The 19068-nt window shown below is 67.7% G+C and carries 17 protein-coding genes; 8 read left to right on the top strand and 9 right to left on the bottom strand.

All coding sequences use genetic code 11. From position 1 onward, the window contains the following. Window positions 1-20: 20 nt before the first annotated feature. From ACE3TQ_RS13205 to ACE3TQ_RS13195, 3 genes are all read right to left on the bottom strand, one after another. The gene (locus tag ACE3TQ_RS13205; RefSeq protein ID WP_374582697.1) at window positions 21-1601 is read right to left on the bottom strand and encodes an aldehyde dehydrogenase (NADP(+)); all 1581 of its coding nucleotides are present in this window, start codon (window positions 1599-1601) and stop codon (window positions 21-23) included. Continuing rightward, window positions 1601-2518, bottom strand: a complete 918-nt coding sequence (gene kdgD / locus ACE3TQ_RS13200; RefSeq protein ID WP_374582695.1) for a 5-dehydro-4-deoxyglucarate dehydratase — start codon at window positions 2516-2518, stop codon at window positions 1601-1603. The genes ACE3TQ_RS13205 and kdgD overlap by 1 nt, the downstream gene beginning before the upstream one ends. Window positions 2519-2652: 134 nt before the next feature. Further along, entirely contained in the window at window positions 2653-3405 is a 753-nt protein-coding gene (locus tag ACE3TQ_RS13195; protein WP_374582694.1) for a FadR/GntR family transcriptional regulator, read from the bottom strand. Between the two features lie 123 nt (window positions 3406-3528). Between ACE3TQ_RS13195 and ACE3TQ_RS13190 the strand changes: the two genes are divergently transcribed. Beyond that, window positions 3529-4230 carry a FadR/GntR family transcriptional regulator gene (locus ACE3TQ_RS13190; RefSeq protein WP_374582693.1) on the top strand — a complete coding sequence of 234 codons (702 nt, stop codon included), beginning with the start codon at window positions 3529-3531 and terminating at the stop codon, window positions 4228-4230. A 77-nt stretch (window positions 4231-4307) separates the two neighbouring features. Continuing rightward, entirely contained in the window at window positions 4308-6086 is a 1779-nt protein-coding gene (locus ACE3TQ_RS13185; RefSeq protein WP_374582692.1) for a GDSL-type esterase/lipase family protein, read from the top strand. A 57-nt stretch (window positions 6087-6143) separates the two neighbouring features. Here the strand turns inward: ACE3TQ_RS13185 and ACE3TQ_RS13180 are convergent, their stop codons facing one another. The 5 genes from ACE3TQ_RS13180 to garD form a co-directional block, all read right to left on the bottom strand. Further along, window positions 6144-6392, bottom strand: a complete 249-nt coding sequence (locus ACE3TQ_RS13180; RefSeq protein WP_374582691.1) for a hypothetical protein — start codon at window positions 6390-6392, stop codon at window positions 6144-6146. Window positions 6393-6510: 118 nt separating this feature from the next. Then, window positions 6511-8187 (bottom strand): glycoside hydrolase 43 family protein, encoded by a 1677-nt coding sequence (locus ACE3TQ_RS13175; RefSeq protein ID WP_374582690.1) that lies wholly within the window; start codon window positions 8185-8187, stop codon window positions 6511-6513. Then, window positions 8184-9086: an aldose 1-epimerase gene (locus ACE3TQ_RS13170; RefSeq protein WP_374582689.1), complete on the bottom strand. Its 903-nt coding sequence runs from the start codon at window positions 9084-9086 to the stop codon at window positions 8184-8186. The genes ACE3TQ_RS13175 and ACE3TQ_RS13170 overlap by 4 nt, the downstream gene beginning before the upstream one ends. Beyond that, window positions 9083-9898 (bottom strand): NAD-dependent epimerase/dehydratase family protein, encoded by an 816-nt coding sequence (locus tag ACE3TQ_RS13165; protein WP_374582688.1) that lies wholly within the window; start codon window positions 9896-9898, stop codon window positions 9083-9085. Before ACE3TQ_RS13165 ends, ACE3TQ_RS13170 begins: the two co-directional genes overlap by 4 nt. Window positions 9899-9914: 16 nt before the next feature. Further along, entirely contained in the window at window positions 9915-11471 is a 1557-nt protein-coding gene (garD, locus tag ACE3TQ_RS13160; RefSeq protein WP_374582687.1) for a galactarate dehydratase, read from the bottom strand. A 155-nt stretch (window positions 11472-11626) separates the two neighbouring features. On the opposite strand from garD, the gene ACE3TQ_RS13155 reads away from it, so the two are divergent. The 6 genes from ACE3TQ_RS13155 (at window position 11627) to ACE3TQ_RS13130 (ending at window position 17659) form a co-directional block, all read left to right on the top strand. Beyond that, on the top strand, window positions 11627-13030 hold the full coding sequence (locus tag ACE3TQ_RS13155; RefSeq protein WP_374582685.1) for a glycoside hydrolase family 105 protein: 1404 nt from the start codon (window positions 11627-11629) through the stop codon (window positions 13028-13030). A 9-nt stretch (window positions 13031-13039) separates the two neighbouring features. After that, complete coding sequence (locus ACE3TQ_RS13150; RefSeq protein WP_374582684.1) at window positions 13040-14251, top strand: DUF4861 family protein; 1212 nt, start codon at window positions 13040-13042, stop codon at window positions 14249-14251. An 82-nt stretch (window positions 14252-14333) separates the two neighbouring features. Then, the gene (locus ACE3TQ_RS13145) at window positions 14334-15614 is read left to right on the top strand and encodes an HD-GYP domain-containing protein (RefSeq protein WP_374582683.1); all 1281 of its coding nucleotides are present in this window, start codon (window positions 14334-14336) and stop codon (window positions 15612-15614) included. Between the two features lie 39 nt (window positions 15615-15653). Beyond that, the gene (locus ACE3TQ_RS13140; protein WP_374582682.1) at window positions 15654-15863 is read left to right on the top strand and encodes a helix-turn-helix domain-containing protein; all 210 of its coding nucleotides are present in this window, start codon (window positions 15654-15656) and stop codon (window positions 15861-15863) included. A 10-nt stretch (window positions 15864-15873) separates the two neighbouring features. Beyond that, window positions 15874-16374 carry a Clp protease N-terminal domain-containing protein gene (locus ACE3TQ_RS13135; protein ID WP_374582681.1) on the top strand — a complete coding sequence of 167 codons (501 nt, stop codon included), beginning with the start codon at window positions 15874-15876 and terminating at the stop codon, window positions 16372-16374. Then, on the top strand, window positions 16367-17659 hold the full coding sequence (locus ACE3TQ_RS13130; RefSeq protein WP_374582680.1) for a GMC family oxidoreductase N-terminal domain-containing protein: 1293 nt from the start codon (window positions 16367-16369) through the stop codon (window positions 17657-17659). The genes ACE3TQ_RS13135 and ACE3TQ_RS13130 overlap by 8 nt, the downstream gene beginning before the upstream one ends. Here the strand turns inward: ACE3TQ_RS13130 and ACE3TQ_RS13125 are convergent. Further along, window positions 17652-19019: a serine hydrolase domain-containing protein gene (locus tag ACE3TQ_RS13125; protein WP_374582679.1), complete on the bottom strand. Its 1368-nt coding sequence runs from the start codon at window positions 19017-19019 to the stop codon at window positions 17652-17654. The two genes, ACE3TQ_RS13130 and ACE3TQ_RS13125, sit on opposite strands and share 8 nt — an antisense overlap. Between the last annotated feature and the right edge of the window lie 49 nt (window positions 19020-19068).

Raw genomic sequence — 19068 nt, 5'->3', positions numbered from 1 at the left:
CCCCGGCCGTACTACACATTTTAAGTTGCCGGCCGCAGCTCGCCATCCACCAGGCGCGCCAGGCGCAGTGGATTATCGTCCTGCAGGGCCGCCGGCAGCAAGGCTTGCGGCACATTCTGGTAGCACACCGGGCGCAGGAAGCGCTCGATGGCCGTGGCGCCGACAGACGTGCTGCGCGTGTCGGAAGTGGCCGGGAACGGGCCGCCGTGCACCATGGCGTGGCACACTTCGACGCCGGTCGGGAAGCCGTTGAACAGCACGCGGCCCGCCTTGCGCTCCAGCGTCGGCAGCAGCTGCGCTGCAAACGGATGGTCGCCTGCCGTGCAATGCACGGTGGCGGTCAGCTGGCCTTCCAGACCGGCCGCCAGGCGCAGCACTTCCGCCTCGTCGCGGCAGGCGACCAGCAGCGATGCCGGGCCGAACACTTCCTCCTGCAGCGCGTGGCTGGCGAGGAAGGTCTCGGCGTCGACGCGGAACAGCGCGGCCCGCGCGGCGCAGCCGGCGCCCTCCTGCTGCCCCTGCGCCAGCACCTGCACGCCCGCAGCCTGCGACAGACGGCCCACGCCCGCCTGGTAGGCGCTGTGGATGCCGGCGGTGAGCATGGTGCCCGCCCCCTTCGGCTGCAGCGCAGCGGCGGCAGCGGCGGCAAAACGGTCGAAGTCGGGACCGGCCACGCCGATCACCAGGCCAGGGTTGGTGCAGAACTGGCCCACGCCCATGGTCAGCGATTCGACGAAAGCCACACCCAGCGCCTCGGCGCCGCCGGCCAGCACGGCGGGCAGCATGAAGACCGGGTTAATGCTGCTCATCTCGGCGTAGACCGGAATCGGTTCCGGGCGCGCGGCGGCGGTGCGCATCAGCGCTGTGCCGCCCTGGCGCGAGCCGGTAAAGCCGACCGCCTTGATCGACGGATGCGCCACCAGCGCCTGGCCCACGCTACGGCCATCGCCGTGGAGCATGGAGAATACGCCCTCCGGCATGCCGCAATCGGCCACCGCCTTCTGCACCGCGCGCGCCACCAGTTCCGAGGTGCCGGGATGGGCGCCATGCGCCTTCACCACCACCGGGCAGCCAGCCGCCAGGGCCGACGCGGTGTCGCCACCCGCCACCGAGAACGCCAGCGGGAAGTTGGACGCGCCGAACACCGCCACCGGACCCACCGCGATTTTTCGCAGGCGCAGGTCGGGGCGCGGCGGCGTGCGGTGCGGCAGCGCCGAATCGAGCGTCGCCTGCTGCCAGTGGCCATCGCGCACCACCTTGGCGAACAGGCGCAGCTGGTTCACGGTGCGGCCACGCTCACCTTCCAGGCGCGCCTGCGGCAGGCCGGTTTCGGCCATGGCACGCTCGGTCAGGGTCGCGCCCAGCGCATCGATATTGCTGGCCACCGCCTCCAGGAAGGCGGCGCGCGCCGCCGGCGTGGTGCTGCGGTAGGCATCGAAAGCCTGCTCCGCCAGCGCGCAGGCGCGCTCCACATCGGCCGTCTCGGCCAGGCCGAACTCCGGCAGCATGGTCGCCCCGGTGGCCGGGTTGAAGGCCAGCTGGGTACCGGCCGCGCCGCGCACCAGCTGCCGGCCAATGATCATTTCACCGGTGGGCTGCATTATTGGGCACCCTGCTTCTTGATCAGCGCCAGCAGCATCGCGTCTTCCTCCGCCGTCAGGTCGGTCAACGGCGCGCGCACCGGACCGCCCGAATGGCCCACCAGGCGCGCGCCGGCCTTCACGATCGACACCGCGTAGCCGGCCTTGCGGTTGCGGATCTCCAGGTAAGGCAGGAAGAACTCATCGAGCATGCGGTCCGTTTCCGCCGTGTTGCCGGCAGCGGTGGCGTGGTAGAAGTCCATCGCCAGCTTCGGCACGAAGTTGAACACGGCCGACGAATACACCGGCGTGCCCAGCGCCTTGTAGGCGCCGGCATACACTTCCGCCGTCGGCAGGCCGCCCAGGTAGGAGAAACGGTCGCCCAGCTTGCGGTAGATCTGCACCATCAGTTCGATGTCGCCGATGCCGTCCTTGAAGCCGATCAGGTTCGGGCAACGCTCGGCCAGGATCGCCAGCGAATTGGCCGACAGGCGGCAGTTGGCGCGGTTGTAGACGATAACGCCGATCTTCACCGACGCGCAGACCGCCGCCACGTGCTCGATCAAACCATCCTGGCTCGCCTCGGTCAGGTAATGCGGCAGCAACAGCAAGCCATCCGCGCCCAGGCGCTCCGCCTCCTGCGCCAGCGCGATGGCCTGGCGGGTCGGACCACCGGTACCGGCCAGCAGCGGCACCTTGCCGCGGCAGCTCTCCACCGCCACCTTGATGACTTGCGAATACTCCGGCGCCGTCAGCGAAAAGAACTCACCCGTGCCGCCCGCCGCAAACAGCGCACTCGCACCGTATGGCGCCAGCCACTCGAGGCGGCCGGCATACGACTGCGCATTGAAATTGCCCTGGGCATCGAAGTCCGTGATCGGGAAGGACAGCAAGCCGGACGACATGACTTTTTTCAGTTCTTGCGGGGACAGCGACATCTTTGACTCCTTGAAGTGGTGATCAGTTGTAAGTCATCGTACAACTCAATCGAAACGCACGCAAGAAAAAAATGGAAAAAAAATGGGGACGTACCCCATTTAATTTGAAACATTCTCTTCGAGAATGTTGCTAATTAAATGGGGTACGTCCCCATTTTTTTTTCGCTTTCGAAGCGCTGTTGGGCTTGCAGCAGGCGTTCGCGGGAGTTGGAGAGGTGGGTGCGCATGGCGGCGCGGGCGGCTTCGGCGTCCTGGCGCTGGATGGCGCGGTAGATGTCTTCGTGCTCGCGGTGCACGCGTTCGAGGTAGTCGGCGGGGCGGTCTTGCGCCAGGCCGGCGGTGTTGACGCGGGCGCGCGGGATGATGGCTTGCCCCAGCTGGCCGAGGATGTCGACGAAGTAGCGGTTGCCGGTGGCCTTGGCAATCGCCAGGTGGAAGCGGCGGTCGGCTTCGACCGAGGCGCGACCCTGCTCCATCGCTTGCCGCATGTCGGCCAGCGCTTGCGCCAGTTCGGCCACCTGCTCTTCGCTGCGGCGCGCGGCGGCCAGGCCGGCAGTCTCGGTTTCCATGCTGATGCGCAGTTCGAGAATGGCCAGCACGTCGCGCACGGTGACGATGCTTTCGGCGTCGATCCCCAGCCCGCTGCCCTGGCGCGGCTTGTCCAGCACGAAGGTGCCGATGCCGTGGCGCGTCTGCACCAGGCCGGCCGCCTGCAGGTGCGAGATCGCTTCGCGCACCACGGTGCGGCTCACGCCGTGCTGCTCCATGATGGCCGATTCGGTCGGCAGCTTGTCGCCGGGCTTGAGCACGCCGCCGTTGATGCTGGCACTGATCTGTTCGACCACGCCCTGGGCCAGGGTGTGTCGCTTGCGTGGGGGGATAGTCATGGGCACATTATACATGCGAAAAAGATGTCTGACATCATATCAGAGACATCTCTGCCCGCGCATTTCTTGCGAAATTGGCCAGACCAAATTAAAATCGGGCGACCACTTAAAGAGATTGGCCGCATGAACAAAAAGACTGTCGCAACGGAGTCGCATCCAGCCAGCGAACAACGCCTGTACCGCGTGGTCGCCGCCAAGATCCAGGAACTGATCCGCGCCGAGAACATCAAGCCCGGCACGCGCTTGCCGGCCGAGCGCGAACTCTCCGTCAAGCTGAACGTCAGCCGCGCTTCCCTGCGCGAAGCCTTGATCGCGCTCGAACTGTCGGGCGTGGTGGAGGTGCGCGGCGGTTCCGGCGTGTACGTCAGCGAGCAGGCGTCCTCCCCTTCCGATGTGGCAGAAGGCGGCCCTGGTCCCTTCGAAGTGCTGGCGGCGCGCCGCCTGATCGAGTCCGAGGTGGCGGCCATTGCGGCCAAGATGGCGACCGATTCGGCCATCGACGCCATCCTGCGCGCGGCGGCCGATATGGAGCGCCACCACGACGACCGCGCCAGCAACGAGCAGGCCGACCGCAACTTCCACCTGGCGATTGCGCGCGCGACCGGCAATACGGCGCTGGTGGGCGTGGTGGAAACGCTGTGGAACCAGCGCGGCACCATGTGGCATAAGCTGAAAGAACACTTCCAGACCGAAGAGCTGCGCCAGCATACGCTGGACGACCATCGCAAAATCGTGGCGGCCATCGCAGCGCACGATGCGGCCGGCGCGCGCCAGGCCATGCGCGCCCACCTGGAACGCGTCACCAAAACCTTCTCGCGCGGCTAAGATCAATATTTTTTGGCCTGACCACTTGCATATGCGGTCAGGCCAAAATAGAATGGGGCATCCTATGGAGGAGCCTCATGCTGCGCCACGCCTTGCTGTCCCTCGCTTGTCTCGTTTCCCTCCCCGCCGCGCAGGCGGCTGACCGCATCATCCTGGTCGGTGATTCGACAGTCGCCAGCGGCGGCGGTTACGGCGATTACCTGTGCCGCCGGCAGCGTCCCGGCACCCTGTGCCTGAACCTGGCCAAGAATGGCCGCAGCTCGGGCTCCTTCCGCGCGGAAGGACGTTGGGAGCAGGTGCAGGCTTTGCTGCGCGATCGTGCGGGCTTCGACAAGACCTATGTGCTGGTGCAGTTCGGCCACAACGACCAGCCGGGCAAGCCGGGGCGCTCGACCGACCTGGTGCGCGAATACCCGGCCAACCTGGCGCGCTACGTGGCGGATGTGAAGGCCGGCGGCGGCGTGCCGGTGCTGGTGACTTCCCTCACCCGCCGCAGCTTCCGCAATGGCTATGTGTGGAACGACCTGGCGCCGTGGGCGGCGGGGGCGCGCGAGGTGGCGCGGCGTGAAGGTGCGGCGCTGCTGGACCTGAATGCGTTGTCGCTGGCGGCGGTGCAGGAGATGGGGCCGGAGCAGGCCGATACGCTGGCGGCGCCTAAGGGGGCGGGCTTCGACTACACCCATCTTGGCCCTAAGGGCGGCCGCATCTTCGGCGATATGGCGGCGCGCGAGCTGGCGCGCCTGTTCCCCGCCCTGGGCCCGCTGGTCGATCCCGCCGACACGGCGCGGGGCGTGGCGCGCGAGCATGCGCCGTCCGATGGCTGGGCGGGCATGGAGGGCGGAACGCGTGGCGGTGCGGACGCGGCGCCGTCTGCCGTGCATACCGTTGCATCGCGGGCGGAGCTGCTCGCGGCGCTTGCCACACCTGCCGCACCATCCGCGCGCATCGTGCAGGTGCGCGGCACGCTCGATATGGCGGATGGCGCCAAGCCGGGCGTAGTGCGCTTGCCTTCCAATACAACGCTGATCGGACTTGGCGAGGATGCGGGTTTCGTCAACGCGAGCCTGGTGGTGTCGAACGCCAGCCAGGTCATCATCCGTAACCTGTCGATCCGCAATCCCTGCGATCCTGCGCCGAAGTGGGACCCGCAGGATGGCGCGCATGGCAATTGGAATTCGGTCTATGACGGCATCACCGTCTTCGGTTCGCACCATGTGTGGATCGACCATAACAGCTTTACCGATGCGCCGCAGACTGACGGCCAGGCGCAGCGCGAGAACGGCATGCTGAAGCAGTGCCACGACGGCGCGCTGGATATTACGGGCGGTTCGGACTTTGTCACCGTGTCGTACAACCACTTCTCGCTGCATGAGAAGAACACGCTGGTCGGGGCAAGCGATAACGCCAGCGGCGACGAGGGCCGCCTGCGGGTGACGTTCTCTCACAATTTCTTCGACCATGTGTCGTCGCGCGCGCCGCGCGTGCGCTTCGGGCAGGTGCATTTGCTGAACAACTTCCATAAGGGCTCGCGCAAGCATGCCGAGTATGCGCACAGCTACAGCGTGGGCATCGCCAAACAGGCACGCGTGATCATCGATGCCAACGCCTACGAGATCGAAGGCGCGCGCGGTTGCGGCGACGTCCTGCGCAATCCAGGCGGGACGGAGGGCGGCGCGGTGCTCGATCGCGGTTCTCAGCTGAACGGCAAGCCGCTGGCCGAGTGCGGGTTGCCGGGGGATGTGGGCTGGAGCGTGCCTTACACGTTCACTGCCCTGCCTGCGGCGGACGTGCAGCCCAACGTCATGTCCAACGCGGGCGCGGGCCGCCTCGGCCTGTTGCGGCCCGCTCCGCGCTAAATGCGCCGCGCCGGGTGACCTATGTGGAATTGGGGGCCTAACTCTTTGCGACTCTTTTCAACTCTTTTTGGCCTGGTAGCAACAACCAGATCCCCGACCAGGCATTGCAGCGGAAGCCATGCGCAAGGTTAACGAACTGCGCGGGTCTCGTGCGGCATCCTGCGCCGCCATCCAATCGTACAAAGCGCGTGTGACGATCACAACCAAGGGATCGTTGATATTGTGCGCATCCATGTAAGCACAGATATCGGTAAATGCCTGCGCAGTTGCTGGTACGCTAAAAGTGAATTCGCTTAGGTCTTCCATTTCTGTCTCCGCGTCAAATACGCTTAGACAAAAAGAGTGAAAAAGAGTGCACTTGCGTATAAGAGAGTTGGAAAGAGTCAGAACCCGAAAACAATATATGTCTCCGACTGCTCCCGTTTTAAGGGGTGATGCGCAGGTAGTCGATGTCTGCGTAAGCGCCATTGGCACCGCGCGCGAACAGGCCTATCTGGGCGCCGACCCAGCGGCCCATGGCGGCCTCGAATGGAGTACCGATGCGCGTGAACGTTGCGCCGTCGGCGCTGAAGGAGAACGTAGTCTGGCCGCTGGCGGCGATTTGCATTTGCAGGTGCATGGCCGCCGCCGACGTAGACACGGGTAAGGTAGCGGCGCTCTGCTCCTGACATTTCTCATTGGCCGCTTCGCAGCGCACGAGCACCACACGCAGCTCTCCGCCTTCGCGGCGCAGTCCGATCCAGGCGTAGTTCTGGCCGTACATCGCCAGGCCTGCGGCATCGCCGTCGGCGACGGCGTGCAGTTCCAGTTTGGCGACAGCGGTGAAAGCCGGTGCAGGCAGCTTTTGCGTCAGCACGGATGGCATGGCGCGCAATGGCGCAGCGCCAGCCGGCAGGGGCTGTGCATGAAGGCGCAGATGGCCCGCACGCGCGTTGAGTGAATACCAGCCCGGCTGCGGATTGGCGACCCATTGCCATTGCAGCGCCAGTTGCGGGGCGGTGAACTCGTCTCCGACGGCAGGTGATGCCGCGCCGACGGCACGCGAGCGCGCCGCCATCGGCTTGGCGTGTTCGCTCACCGGCTGCCCCACGCCGGGCTTGTCGGAAGGTCCGCCGATGATCGGCCAGCCATCATCTTGCCAGCGCATTGGCTGCAGGTGCACCACGCGGCCAAAGGCACGCTTGTCCTGGAAGTGCAAGAACCAGTCGCTACCATCTTCGGCGCGCACCCAGGCGCCCTGGTGCGGGCCGTTGGTTGCGGTTGCGCCCTGCTCCATCACGATGCGCGCTTCGTAAGGGCCGTCGACATGGCGCGAGCGGAATACGGACTGCCAGCCAAATTCCACGCCGCCTGCTGGCGCGAACACGTAGTACCAGCCATTGTGCTTGTAGAACTTGGGGCCTTCCAGCGTCTTGTAGCGGGGCAGCGTATTGCCGTCGATGACCACGCGGCTGACGTCGTCCAGCATGCGGCTGCCGTCAGGCGCCATGGGGCGCAGGCTTAGCACGTTGTTGAAGCCTGCGCGCGATTTCGCCCAGCCGTGCAGCAGCCAGGCCTTGCCGTCTTCGTCCCACAATGGCGTGGGGTCGATCAAGCCCTTGCCGGACATGAGCAGGCGTGGCTTGCTCCACGGTCCGGCGAAAGTTTTGGCGGTGATGACGTAGATGCCGTGGTCTGGATCGGGGTAGAAGATCCAGAATTTGCCGGCATGGTGGCGCAGGCTTGGTGCCCAGACGCCTTTGCCGTACTGCGGCGCGCGGAAGGCGGCTTCCGGCACCAGCCGGGGTAGCGCGTGGCCGACCAGGCGCCAGTTCACCATGTCGTCCGATTCCAGCAGGGGCAGGCCCGGAACGTTGCTGAAGCTGGACGACGTCATGTAGTAGCGCTGGCCGACGCGGATGGCATCGGGGTCGGAGTAGTCGGCGTGCAGGATGGGGTTGCGGTAGCGGCCATTGCCCAGGTCCGCCGTCCACGGCACGCTTGGACGGGCTGGCTCGGCGGCGGCCAGGGCGGCCAGCGGCAGCAAGGCGCCGGCCAGAGCGCGGCGCGCGACGTTGGCAAAAGGAGCGGTAGCGCGCGTGCGCGGGCGCGATGGCATCATGTGATCTCCTCAACGGCGAACGTCACGCTGCGCCACAGGTCCTGCCCCGGCGCCAGCACGGTCAGGCCGTTGGCTGCTGCGCCGCCCGGCAGGTTGAAGGCGTTGACCGGATGGTCGACCGGTTCGAAGCAGAAGAAGTCTTTGCCCGGCGGGGCGTACAGGATGTAGTAGTCCATGTCGGCCACGATACGCAGGCGCAGCTTGCGCGCCGGCCAGTCGATCTGGGCGCGGCCGTCCCAGCCGGTGAAGGCGTTGTCCACGCCTTCGCGCGGCAAGGGGCGCGGCTCGGCGCTGGAAAAGTCCCACGCTGCCGGCGGCGGCACATGCCCGCTGGGCAGCTTGTCCGCGCCGGACAGCCAGGCGCCATCCGCAGCGGCGCGCAGGAGCGCATCTTCCGGGTGCGGCATCCACGGGTGCAGGCCCAGGCCGAAGGGCAGCGCGTGGGCGCCGTGGTTGGTGACCTTCAGCGTCACGCGCAGGGTGTCGGCGCGCAGCGTGTAGGCCATGTGGGCGGTAAAGGCGAACGGACTCGCATTGCGGCGGTCGAGCGTGAGCACAGCGCTGGATTCGTCGCGTGATTCGACCTGCCACGGCAGGCGCCAGCCGTCACCGTGGATCGGGCATGGCTCGCCTTCGCGCGTCGGCGCGGGCCTGTAGCGGCGGCCTTCGAATTCAAAGCCGTCCGGGGCGATGCGGTTGGACCAGGGGACCAGCGGGAAGCAGGCCAGCTGGCCCGGCAAGGGTTGCGCCACGCCGTCGGGCGCAGGCCGCAGGATGGGCACGACGTCGGCGGCAGCGCCGGGTGCTGCGCCGTCCCGCAGCAGGTCGAAGCGCGCCAGGCCGCCGCCGGCAGCGGGCAAGACCACCGCCCGCAGGCTGCCCGTGCGCAGCTCGATCATTTGAACATCGGGCCGTCGAGCAGGAACTTGCCGCCCTGGTAGATGGTGGTCACGTCATCCTTGGCCGGGAACTCGCTGGTGTCCGGGAACAGGTGCGCGAATTTGGCCGAGGAATCCTTCGGGCGGTAGCCCAGGTGCGCCGCATAGCGGTTGTCCCACCACACCGAATCGTTGTCCGACATGCCGAACACGATGGTGTGGCCCACGCGCGGTGCGAACAGCGAGCAGCGCAGCAGCTCGGTCAAATCGTCGTAGGACAGGTAGGTGGACATCATGCGCTTGTTGGCCGGTTCGGGGAAGCTGGAGCCGATGCGGATGCACACGGTCTCCACGCCGAAGCGGTCGTAGTAGTAGCGCGACATCTGCTCGCCGAATACCTTGGAGATGCCGTACATGCTGTCCGGCCGGGTCGGCATGTTCGCGTCCAGCACATCGGTGGTCTTGTAGTAGCCGATGGCGTGGTTGGAGCTGGCGAACACCAGGCGCTTCACGCCGTGCTTGTAGGCCGCCTCGTACAGGTTGGCCACGCCCAGGATGTTGGCCTGCATGATGTCCTCGAACGGCGCCTCGGTGGAGATGCCGCCGAAGTGCAGCACCGCATCCACGCCCTCCAGCAGCGCCATGACCGCCGCCTTGTCGGACAGATCGCAGCGCACCAGCTCCTCGCCCGGACGCGCCTCGCCCATGTCGGCGATGTCGCTCAGGCGCACCACCTCCGCCCACGGCTTGATGCGGTCGCGCAGCACTTTGCCCAGGCCACCGGCGGCGCCGGTCATCAGGATGCGCTTGAAGGGTTTTGCGGTTTGCGTCATGTTGTCTTGCTCCGTTTCAGGTAACCGGCGCCGGGTTGAACAGCGCCAGGGAATTGTGGATCTTCCAGTGTTCGGCCCAGGTCTTCTTGCCGCTGGCGACATCGAGCATCAGGCGGAACAGCTCCCAGCCGATGTCTTCGATGGTCGCTTCGCCGCTGGCGATGCGGCCCGCGTTCACGTCCATCAGGTCGTGCCAGCGCTGCGCCAGTTCGTTGCGGGTGGCGACTTTGATCACCGGCACCGCCGCCAGGCCGTATGGCGTGCCGCGTCCGGTGGTGAAGACGTGGATGTTCATGCCCGCCGCCATCTGCAGCGTGCCGCAAATGAAATCGCTGGCCGGCGTGGCGGCGTAGATCAGCCCTTTCCGCGCCAGCTTGTCGCCCGGCGACAGCACGCCGTGGATGGCGCCCGAGCCGGATTTGACGATCGAACCCATGGCCTTCTCCACGATGTTCGACAGGCCGCCCTTCTTGTTGCCCGGCGTGGTGTTGGCGCTGCGGTCCACGCCGCCGCGCTTCAGGTAATCGTCATACCACTGCATTTCGCGGATCATGGCCGCGGCCACCTCCGGCGATTCGGCGCGCGCGGTGAGCTGGTCGATGCCGTCGCGCACCTCGGTCACTTCCGAGAACATCACGGCGGCGCCGGCGCGCACCAGCAGGTCGGTGGCAAAGCCCACCGCCGGATTGGCGGTCACGCCGGAAAACGCATCGCTGCCGCCGCACTGCACCCCCACCACCAGCTCGGAGGCCGGCACGGTTTCGCGGCGGCGCGCGTTCAGGATTTCCAGGTGGTGCTCGGCGGTCCGCATGATCGATTCGATCATCGACATGAAGCCGACGTGGGCGCCGTCCTGCAGGCACACCACGTCCGGCTCGCCGGCCGGCGCGCTGGCGTTGGCCGAGGCGATCGGGATCGAGCCGGCCGGGAACAGGCGGCTCGGCGGCAGCTTCTCGCAGCCGAGCGACACCACCATCACCTGGTTGCCGAAATTCGGGTTCTTGCTGATATTGCGCAGCGTGCGGATCGGCACATCGGCGCCCGGCGCATCGATCGCCACGCCGCAGCCGTAGATATGCTCCAGGCCCACCACGTCGTCCACGTTCGGGTAGCGCGGCAGCAGCTCTTCCTTGATGCGCCGCACCGCAAAATCCACCACGCCCGACACGCACTGCACGGTGGTGGTCACGGCCAGGATGTTGCGCGTGCCGACCGAGCCGTCGGCATTGCGGTAGCCCTGGAAGGTATAGCCTTCCAGCGGCGGCAGCGGGGCCGGCTTGCGGGTAGCGACCGGCAGGCCGTCCAGCGAACGGGCGCCCGGCATGCGCAGCACTTTCTCCGAGACCCAGGACCCGCGCGCAATGGCGCGGTCGGCATAGCCGATGGTCACGTTGTAGCGCGTCACCGCATCGCCCTCGGCCAGGTCGGCCAGCGCCACTTTATGCCCCTGTGGCACGCCCTCGACCAGCACCAGGCCGTCGTCGAACACGGCGCCGGCCGGCAAGCCGCCGTCATTGACGACGATGGCAACATTGTCTGCCTCGTGCATCTTGATGTAGCGTGCGATTTTCATGAGAAGTCCTTTGGATGGTCCAGCCTACGTTTTCAGTATGCCACACACAAAATGAGATTGGCTAGTCCACCTTGCAGTTTTGGTCTGACCAAATTAGAATGGCCTGACCAGATGACGCACTTTCACCACACTTAAAACGTCGCACCCGGAGACCTATGAAGCCGAAATTGCCCCTGCTGGCAGCCGCCCTGGCCTGCCTGTTCGCCCTCAGCCCCGCGCACGCCGAAGGCCCCTACCGCAATCCCGACAACAAGAACCCGAACGACGTGGGCGAAGGCACCTACCCGGTGCCGTACAAGATGCCGACCGTGGCCGAGATCACCGGCACTCTGCACAAGGTGCGCGGCTATATGGACAGCGTCACGCCGACCCGCATCATCAGCAAGAAGACCGGCGCCGCCATCAGCGACCTGAAAACGCCGGTGGCCGATGCCATCTTCGAGCCGAGCAAAGGCGACTTCGGCATCCAGGTGTATGAGATGGGCGTGGTGCATTCCGGCCTGCTGCGCGCGGCCGAAGCCACCGGCGACAAGAGCTTCACCGCCATGACTGAGCGCCACTTCAACTTCTTCAAGGCGACCAAGCCTTACTTCGCCGCGCAGGAAAAGCTGTTCAAGCTGGAACGCGGCAACAGCTTCTCGCGCTTCCTCGACCCGCGCTCGCTGGACGATTCGGGTTCGATGTGCGCGGCCCTGATGCGTGCGCGCGCCGCCAGGGTCGGGCCCGACCTGGCGGACATGATCGCCACTTGCAGCGACTGGGTCGCCAACCAGCAGTTCCGCCTGCAGGACGGCACCCTGGCGCGCAAGCGCCCGCAGGCCGAATCGCTGTGGGCCGACGACCTGTATATGAGCGTGCCTGCGCTGGCGGAACTGGGCCGCATGAGCGGCAAGCGCGCACACTTCGACGACGCGGTGAAGAATGTGCTGAATATGTCGGCCTACCTGTTCAACCCGCAGACCAACCTGTACACCCACGGCTGGCACGCCGGCATGCAGGACGCGCCGAACTTCTACTGGTCGCGCGCCAACGGCTGGTCGGTGCTGGCCATGTCCGACCTGCTGGACGTGCTGCCGAAAGACCATCCCGGCTACCCGAAAGTGCTGGCGCAGCTGCGCCTGGCGCTGAAAGGCATTGCCGAGCGCCAGTCCGGCAGCGGCCTGTGGCACCAGATGATCGACCGTAACGACTCCTACCTGGAAACCTCGGCCTCCGCCATCTTCACCTATGTGATCGCGCACGCGGTCAACCAGGGCTGGGTCTCGCCGGCGCCGTACGGCTCCATTGCGCAAGCCGGCTGGGCCGGCCTGCAGACCAGGGTCACCGACAAGGGCGAGGTGGAAGGCACCTGCGTCGGCACCACGCTGGCCGGCGACATGGTGTACTACTACAACCGCCCCACCAGCAAGCACGCCCTGCACGGCTACGGCCCGCTGTTGCTGGCCGGCGCCGAGATGATCAAGCTGGTCACCAACCCCAGGTTCGACATCCAGTTCCGCGTGCGCACGTACCACTACGTGCCCAAGGGCGGCGCCACCGACTATCGCGAACACCACTGAGGAGAGGCCATGACGACCACCCGCCTGTTGGCCGCGCTGGCCGCAGCCCTGCCCGCGCTGGCGGCCAGCGCCAGCGAGCGCCTGACCATCACGCTGCAGCACGACCTCGACATTGCGCGCCCGTCCGAGACGGTGGCCGTGCCCTGGTCCGAAGTGAACAAGGCCCTGCCGCACGCGCTGGTGCAGAAGATCGCCGTGCGCGACGCCAGCGGCCGCGTGGTGCCGCACCAGGTCACCAACGTAGCGCCGCAAGCGAAGGACCCGCAGAACATCGGCATCGCCTATGGCGAGCTGCTGTTCCAGCACAGCTTCGCGGCCGGCGAGAAGAGCGCCACCTACACGGTGGAAAAGATCGACACGGTGGCGCCGCCCGCGCCGCCGCAAACCTTCGCCCGCTATGTGCCCGAGCGGCTCGACGATTTCGCCTGGGAGAACGACAAGCTGGCGCACCGCACGTACGGTCCCGCCCTCGCCGCGCCCGCGCCGGCCGGGGTGGTGAAGGAGGTACTGGTGACTTCCGGCCTGGACCTGTGGTTCAAGCGCGTGCCGTACCCGGTTGTCGACCGCTGGTACAACAAGGGCCACGACCACTACCACCATGACGAAGGCGAAGGCATGGACATGTACAACGTGGGCCGCTCGCGCGGCGCCGGGGGCACCGGCGTCTGGCAGGGCGGCAAACTGTACGTCTCCACCAACTACGCCAGCTGGAAGGTGCTGGCCAACGGCCCTGTGCGCACGGTATTCGAACTGACATACGCCGCCTGGGACGCGGCCGGCCTGCCGGTCAGCGAAACCAAGCGCTTCACGGTGGACGCCGGCCAGCAGCTGGACCTGATCGAGTCCACCTTCAGCTACGCCGGCGGCGAGCCGCTGACGGTGGCCGTGGGCCTGAACAAAAATCCCGCCGACAAGGGGCAGGAGCCGCGGATCGCCACCCAGCGCGCAGGCCAGGTGCTGCTGCAATGGATCGAACAGGCCAGCAACGGCGCCTTCGGCACCGCCGTCATCGTGCCCAGCGCGCAAGGCTTCGCCGAAGACGCGCTGAACGAGCTCATCCTCGCCCCGGTGCGCGCCGGCCAGCCGCTGCGCTACTACGCCGGCGGCGCCTGGAGCCGCGCCGGCGACATCACCAGCCGCGCCCAATGGGAAGCCTACGTCGCCCAAGCCGCCCAGCGCGCCGCCCACCCCATCCGCATACGCCTTAGCAACAATAGCTGAGTGTCCTACTTGGGGTCAGGACTAAAAGTGGACATTTTCTGAGAAAATGTCCACATTCCTTCCTGACCCCAAGGTGGACATTATGGCTAGCGAAATGCAAGCGATGGAGGTCCCTGGCGAGAGCCCGCACTTCGTGCGTTCGGTCACGGAGATGGGCGATACGCGCGATGTCGTCGCCAGCGAGGATATCTATGCCAGCAACGGCACCAAGCTGCTGGCCAAGGGCGCGCGCATCGATAGCCGGCAGTTCGAGAAGCTCACACGCTATAAGCTGTCGGCGCCGCTGGACCAGGTACTGTCGTCGGAGAAGGCAATCGATGGCGCGGCGCTGGCCATCGAGTTCGACCGCTTGCTGGAGAATGAGGGGCCGTACCGCCAGCTGCTGGCGCGCGCCGGCGATCCACGCCAGCTCAAACATTGCACCGCCAACCTGCAGCTGCATTCGACCCTGGAGCTGCGCCTCACCGTCATGTCGGACAAGCATCCGGAAATGTTCTTGCATACGCTGCATAGCGCGGTGATCGCCTTTGCCTGCGCCCAGCGCATGGGCGTGGCGCCGGGCGAACTGCCGGCGGTGCTGCTGGCGGCGCTGTGCCATGACTTCGGCGAGATGCACACCGATCCGCATATCCTGGACCAGTCGCACCAGATCACGAGCGACGAGCGCCGCTTCGTGCATGTGCATCCCTTGACCGGCTACCTGCTGCTGAAGGATTTGAAGGGCTTCCCGCCGTCCGCCGCCAGGGCGGTGCTGCAGCACCATGAGCGGCTGGACGGCAGCGGCTATCCGCACGGCCTGCGCGGCGAGCAGGTGGACAAGCTGGCGCGCATCGTGGCGGCGGCCGATGTGGCGGAGGCGGTGCTGCGCCGGCTCGACATGGCGCGCCTGGAGATGCTGTACCGGATTAACAAGGCGCGCTTCGATCACAGCGTGGCGTCGGCCCTGCGCGATCTGTTGCAGTTGCAGGGCAAGCCGGCGGCGGCCGCCGCTGGCTCCAGCAGCGATACGGCGGCACGCCTGGAACACCTGTCCAGCTCCTTGCAGGCCTGGTTCACTTTGAAGGAGCTGCTGCAGCAGCACTCCATGGCCGACGCACCCGGCTCGCCCATGGCCTTCCTGTTCGACCGCATGGCCACCATCCGTTCGCTGGTGCTGCAGGCCGGCTTCGACCCCGATAACCTGAACAGCATGCTGGCCCTGGTGCAGGATGATCCGGCCATGCTGGCCGAGCTGCGCGCCCTGCTGGAGGAGATGGACTGGCTGCTGGCCGACCTGGCCAACGAAATCGACCGCCGCTCGCCGGAGCTGGACGGCTTGTCGGCCGGCGCGCTGAAGGACTTGCAGGGCTTCCTGCGTCAATAAAGGTTGACACGCCCGATATCGTCAACTAGAGTTGACGATATGGCGAACCTGAAATCCCTTCCCTCACCCGACGATCCGGCCGAGGCCCTGGCGGCTGTCGTGGCGCTGCGCCTGATGGCCGACCGGCTCGAGCGCGGCGCCGTCGATGCCGCGCTGGCGCAAGGCTGGAGCTGGGCGCAAATCGCGGAAGCGCTCGGCGTGTCGAAGCAGGCCGCGCACAAGCGGCTGTCCCGTCCCGACCATCCATAGGAGCAGCACCATGTTCAGTACCCTCAAACGCCGCCTGGGCGATATGGCCACCATCAAGACCCTGTGCACGGCTGCCGAGCGGCATGCCAATGCGGCCGGGCAGCAGCAGCCCGGCGCCGAGCACTTCGTGCTGGCGGCGCTGGAGCTGCCGGACGGCAGCGCCGCTGCCGCTTTGCGCCGCCTGCAGGCCGAGCCCTCCGCCTTCCGCGCGGCGGTCGAGCAGCAGTATGCGGATGCGCTGGCCGGCCTGGGCGTGGCCGGCGCCAGCTTGCCGCCGCCGGCGCCGGTGGCGGCCAGCGATGGGCTGTACCGCGCCGGCGCCTCGGGCCAGGCGCTGCTGCAGGCGCTGGCGGCGCTGGACAAGGCGGGCCGGCCGCTGCTGGGGGCGCACGTGCTGCTGGCGGCCAGCGCTGCGCAGCAGGGCGTGACGGCGCGCGCGCTGCGCGCCATGGGCCTGACGCCGGCGCAACTGGCGCAGGCGGCGCAGCAGGAGGCGGCGGCCCGTGCTTGACACCATCGTGGTCGGCAGCGGCCCCGGTGGCGCCAGCGTGGCGCAGACGCTGGCGCGCCTGGGCCAGCGCGTGCTGCTGCTGGAGCAAGGCGGCGCCGAACCGCTGCGCGGCACCCTGGCGCAGATGGCGCGTATCGCCGCCGTGCCCGGCCGTGGCGCCTTCCTGCACAGCGACGCCTCGCTGCTGGTGCGCGGCCTGACCGCCGGCGGCACCTCCACCCTGAACTTCGCCACCGCCGCCGCGCCGCCGCTGGAGCGCTTTGCCGCGCTGGGCGTCGACCTGGCGCCGGCGCTGGCCGAATGCCGCGCCGAGCTGCCGATCGGCCAGCTGCCGGACGAGCTGGTGGGACCGCTGGCGCAGCGCATCCTGCAGGCTGCGCGCGCCACCGGCCTGCCCTGGCAGAAACTCGACAAGATGATCCGCCCTGCCCTGTGCCGCACCGGCTGCTGGCGTTGCGTCTACGGCTGCCCGTACGGCGCCAAGTGGAGCGCGCGCGAACTGCTGGAGCAGGCGCGCCTGCAAGGCGCTCGCCTGCTGGACAATGCACGCGCGACGCGCGTGCTGCTGGAAGGCGGCCGTGCGGCCGGCGTGGAATACCTGCACGCTGGCGCGCTGCACAGCGCACGCGCGCGCAATGTGGTGCTGGCGGGCGGCGGCATCGGCAGCCCGCGCCTGCTGCATGCGTCCGGCCTGGCGCCGCGCAGCCTGCCCTTCTTCAGCGATCCGGTGGTCGCCGTCATGGGCGCGGTGGACGGCCTGGACGCGCCCGGCGCCGGGGCCGAAGTGCCGATGGCGGCCGGCATGGCGCTGCCCGAAGACGGCCTGTCCTTCGCCGACCTGACCCTGCCGCGCCCCATGTACCAGGCCTTCGCCCTGCAGGTCGGCCGCATCGACCGCCTGTGGGCGCATGGCCGCACACTGAGCCTGATGGTAAAGATCCGCGATGCGGCCGGCGGCGGCATCGGCCCGCGCTGGGTCGACAAGCGCCTGCAGGCGGAGGACCGGGCCCGCTTCCAGCGCGGCACGGCGCTGGCGCGCCGCATCCTGGCCGAGGCGGGCGCGCGCCATGTGTTCCAGAGCTGGCATTTCGCGGCCCATCCCGGCGGCGCGCTGGCACTGGGCGGCGGTGGACCGGCAGCGGTGGACAGCAACCTGCGCACGGCCACGCCCGGCCTGTATGTGTGCGATGCCGCCGTGCTGCCGGCGCCATGGGGCTTGCCGCCCACCCTGACCCTGCTGGCACTCGGCCGGCGGCTGGGGCGGCACCTGACGCAGCTTAATTGAGGCGCAGTTCGGCCGGGCCGGCGGAGGTCTGCAAGGCCAGCACGTCGCCCGCCGCCTTGCCGGGATAGATGCCGACCGGGGTGACGAAGTAGGTCGCGCCGTCGGCGGCGCGGCTGTAGCCGATGATGGCGGGCGCCGCGCCCTTGCGCGCCACGGCGTCGCCCAGCGCATTGTCGGCCGACAGCTCCACCTTGCAGTAGGCGCCGGCGCGCGAGAAGCGCGCACGGCCGGCGATGTCCTGTTCGCGCCAGCGGCCCTTGAAGGCGCGCGTACCCTCGCGGCAGGGGCCGGCCGGCGCCGCGCTGTGGGCGTCGAGCAGGGATTCGGCGCTCAGCGCCACCGCCGACGTGAAGCTGGCGTTGGCCAGCAGGCTGACGGCGGCCTTCTGCGCCGGGTAGACGCTGAGCTGGGAGCGCCCGCCCTCGATCGAGCCGGCGTGGTGGAAGTAGCGCCTGCCGTAGTAATCGGTGCTGACGCGCCAGCCGATGGCCTGCTGGTAGTCCTTGCCGCTGATGCCGGTGCCGTCGGCAAACTGCTGCGGCGCGGTGAACATGGCCAGCGTGCCCGGCGCAATGAAGGCCGGATCGAGCGTCTTCAGGCCGAAACGCGCGATATCGGGCGCGTTGGCCAGCATGCCGCCACCCGACCATTTGTAGGTGATATTCCGGCGCGGCAGCTCGCTGCCGTCCTGCGCGTACAGCCGCGACCAGTGGGCGCCCGCCGGCGCCAGCAATTCCGGCTGCAGCGACGGCGTGCCGGCCAGCTGCGCCGCGCCGGCCAGCATGGCGCGGAAGTCTTCCTGCGCCGCCTTTTCCATCACCGCCGACAGCAGGTTGTAGCCGTAGCTTGAGTATTCATACTTCGTGCCGGGCTGGCTGCGCAGCGGCCGCTCCTGGAACACGGCCAGGCTTTCGCCGACCGTCTTGTAGGGTTCGGCGCGCTCGTCGAAGCGGCCGTCGCCGAACTCGTAATGCCCCATGCCGGACGTATGGGTGGCCAGCTGCAGCGGCGTGAATTCGTACTGCTTGGCCGGGTAGTCCGGCAGGTAGGCGCGCACCGGCCGCTGCAGATCGATCCTGCCCTGCTCGACCAGGCGCGCCAGCATGGCGATGGTGACGAACTTGGAGACGCTGCCCAGGCGGAATTCCGTCTGCTGCGTGACCGGCAGCTTGTGCGCCGCATCGGCGTAGCCGGCTTCGCCGTGCCAGGCCAGCTGGCCGTCGCGCACGATGGCAGCCGCCATGCCGGTGACGCCGGACTGGCGCTGGAATTCCTGCAGCAGCACATCGGGCAGCGTTTGCGCGCGCGCCGCGCCGCCGGCGGCCAGCAGCGCAGGCAATGCGAGAAGAATGGCCTTCATCAGATGTGCTCCGAGAAACCCCGTCCTTCAGGGCGGGGAGTGGAAGGAG

It is taken from the genome of Pseudoduganella sp. (assembly GCF_041914865.1).
In the GTDB taxonomy this organism is placed as follows: Bacteria; Pseudomonadota; Gammaproteobacteria; order Burkholderiales; family Burkholderiaceae_D; genus Rugamonas.
This window is presented reverse-complemented; position numbering and strand designations above follow the sequence as displayed.